The 3,150-nt window shown below is 36.4% G+C and carries 3 protein-coding genes and 1 pseudogene; 1 reads left to right on the top strand and 3 read right to left on the bottom strand.

The window, feature by feature from the left end; translation table 11 throughout:
- From V7083_RS23275 to V7083_RS23285, 3 genes are all read right to left on the bottom strand, one after another.
- A partial coding sequence (locus tag V7083_RS23275; protein ID WP_335482541.1) for a hypothetical protein occupies window positions 1-463 on the bottom strand: 463 nt, incomplete at its 3' end.
- A gap of 70 nt (window positions 464-533) precedes the next feature.
- Window positions 534-1,067, bottom strand: a complete 534-nt coding sequence (locus V7083_RS23280; protein WP_335482543.1) for a hypothetical protein — start codon at window positions 1,065-1,067, stop codon at window positions 534-536.
- Window positions 1,068-1,212: 145 nt separating this feature from the next.
- Window positions 1,213-2,292 (bottom strand): CotH kinase family protein, encoded by a 1,080-nt coding sequence (locus V7083_RS23285; RefSeq protein ID WP_335482545.1) that lies wholly within the window; start codon window positions 2,290-2,292, stop codon window positions 1,213-1,215.
- A 177-nt stretch (window positions 2,293-2,469) separates the two neighbouring features.
- Between V7083_RS23285 and V7083_RS23290 the strand changes: the two are divergent.
- Window positions 2,470-3,150 (top strand): annotated as a pseudogene (locus V7083_RS23290) (hypothetical protein); the annotation flags it as partial.

Below are 3,150 nucleotides of genomic sequence, written 5' to 3' on the forward strand. Positions count from 1 at the left end.
CGTTTGATTGATTATTCTCGGTATTTGAACTATTCTCTTCTTTAATGTAGCCTTTGAGAATATGTGAAATGTGACTTAACTTAATAACAATCCGCTCTTCCCCATTAATTAAGGTTGTAAATTCACTATTAATTTCACTTAGAATACCAGTAAATTTTTGTTTATTCATACATAGGATTGTAACCCATTGAAGCTTTAAGGAGTCCAATACTTGCTGCAAACTTGGCGTGGCAATTATTTCACCAGTAAATTCTTGAGCTTGGAATTGCTTCGTATTTTTTGTAATTGCCTGAATATGACTCAAGTTATAATAAAAGATGTAATTATTTTCGTTTTCAATAATAACATGATCTTCTTCAACGCCAACAAGCTTTCCTTTTACGACTTCTTCACCTATATACAGATTCACTTTATAACCCATTAAGGAATCCAAGGTTGAAGAAAACTTGTCAATCATCACCATTTTCGTTTTCCTCCCTTTAGATAAGGTATCGCTTCTCAAAGTGAGAAGCGATACGAATTTTTATTTTTCTTTATTTTGAATACTGGGATTCCGTATTCACTACACGCTGACGTAACTCTTGTACTTCAGAATCAGACATGTGGTTCTCATTGCTATCCGATTTTTCTTCTTTTTCTTGTTCAATTTTTAAGCCATAGCTAATATTGCGAATATGGTACATGGAAAGTCTAACAACTTCTTCCGTGCTGATTAATGTTAAAAAGTCTTTATTTATATCGCTTAAAACCCCTTCTAATTTTTCTGGGCCTCCACGATTAATTTTTACCCATTGTAGTTTTAGACAATCTAATAAATCTTCGAAGGATTCTGCTTTTTTGTATTCAAAGCCTTCTGGAACTTCAATTTTAAATTCAAGTTGTTCCTTTGCATTTTCTGTCAAACTTTTGATGTGGCGGGTGTTGTAATAAACCACTCCATCCTTTTCCGTTAACAGCACAAAATGATCGTCATAAACATCTAGTAATTTTCCTATTCTTGATTCCGGACCACCTCGGTCCACTTTAATGATTTTCCCCACTAAAGTCTCCATCATATCTCTATTCATAAAATCTTTTTCCTCCTTTGAATTAAATAAGCTTTTACACTGCATTAATATGTATCATGGGGTGATGTTGTACTAATAAAGGCGCCTTTTTTCATAGATTTTAGGGAAAAATAGGCAAAAAAAAGATATGGTTATAACCATATACCTAAATTTTGGACTGTAATTGTTTTAGTTCCTGTCTCAAATAACTATTTCTATTTGTAATAAAGCGGTGGAAAACATCCTTTTCCTTTTCAAATTCCTCTAAACTGGTTGTCAAATAAGGATCTAGGCTAATATAAGGCTTAAGATCGTTTAGAACTTGTTCTACTCTTTCCATTTGACACTCTGTAGTAAATTCCTTTTCCAGAATGGAGGACAATATTTCTCGATATAGTGAACTAAACTTAGGCAAATGTAATAGTCTGCCGGTCAGGGTATTGTAACCAGTAATTGGAACATAATCATAAGCAATTTTCTTTCCATGAAGATCTCGTCCCCAAGTACCATCGTAATCCCAGGGTGTCATTTCAAATTTCCCTGTATCTCCATTTTGATACAAAGCATAGTTGTGAATAAAGCCATCGTAATTTTGCGTGCAGACTACTCCGGATAACCATTTAAAGTATTTCTCAATATCCATCACATGAGGGATTTCCTCTTCAAACCGTTCGCTACTGAGGGTATTTGTCATGGCAATCATATTTTCTAGAACACGTATATCTTTTTTTTGACCATATTTTATCGTGTATCCCTCGATAAGGCTCGTTTTCAATTTGTTCTCAGGAGTTAATAATGAGAAGTTCGCATGATAATTTGTGGCATAAATAATGGGCCCAAGTGGCAATTTTCTTTTTCGTAAAAGAAAACGGTCAAACGACTCAAGATTCAGGTAGATCCCTTGGCAGATTCCATTTATATAGAGTAAGACATGTTTGGAATGGGGGGCAATGACCCCTATTTGATCAAAGAAGTCTAGTGAGAGTTTATTACGCGATAGGGAAATATCACTAAACTCGGCATTTAGATGAATTTCATGTGCGCCATTCATGGTGAATGGTTTTTGGAAAACAATATTGTAGGATTTTTTGATTTTTTTTCTAAGGACATTCCCCCGGTAAGCAAGACCAATAGTATATTGCTTGCCTTCCAGTTTTAATACGGCTGGGACATGTTCATTCATCCAAATATCTTTTTCAAGTTGTTTAAGCAATTTGGGATTGATTATAATTTCATATTTTTGCAATGGAAAAACTCCTAAACTGACATTTTTTCTAGAATTGTATGCGAATGATTTGGGTAATGTGCGGTAACTGTTTTGTGGTTCCATGAAAAAATCAATGTTAGTCTATATCAAACATTACCAACCTCCCATAAATTAGCAATGAGAGTTAATTATATGGAAAGTGGTGAATGAATAAAAATGAGATTAGCGATGGATGTTTTATTATTAGAAGCACAGGTAAACGGAGTAGATGCCTTTTTAGACAACAATCCAGTGGAACGAAAAATAAGGAAAAGCCGGCAAAAAACCGATAGGGATCAAAGCGGAAATGGTTCTTCCAATAAGAAACATGGTTCTAATGGAAGTAAAGGGAATAGTGGATCGAAAGGAAAAAGAGGATCCAAGGGAGACAAAAAGAAAAGCGGTTCTAAAGGAAATAAAGGAAGTGTAGGGTCATCCCAAGGTTCCCAAGGCGGTAAGAAAAAGGGCAATTCCAAAGGGAATAGAGGCTCCCAAGGTGGTAAAAAGAAAGAGGGTTCTAAAGGAAATAAGGGATCAAAAGGGGGGAAAAGGAAAGGCTCCCAAGGTAATAAAGGAAGTGTAGGGTCAACCCAAGGCTCGAAAGGCAATGGGAAGAAAAAGTCAAAAGGAGATCGTGGATCTCAAGGCAATAATCCCAGAGCTGGATTAAGAAACGGTTCCCCTGGTAGTACTGGAAGTGTAGGTGGTACTCAAGGAAGTATGGGCAGCTCAGGTCAAGGTAGTAATGGTACTTCTGGAAGTGCTGGAACCCAAGGAAGCTCAGGCAGCGTAGGCGGAACGCAAGGATCAATGGGAAGCTGTGGATCAGCAGGAAGTTCCGGTTCGCAAGGAAGTTCA

Source organism: Bacillus sp. JJ1764, assembly GCF_036962145.1.
Taxonomy (GTDB): Bacteria; Bacillota; Bacilli; order Bacillales; family Cytobacillaceae; genus Neobacillus.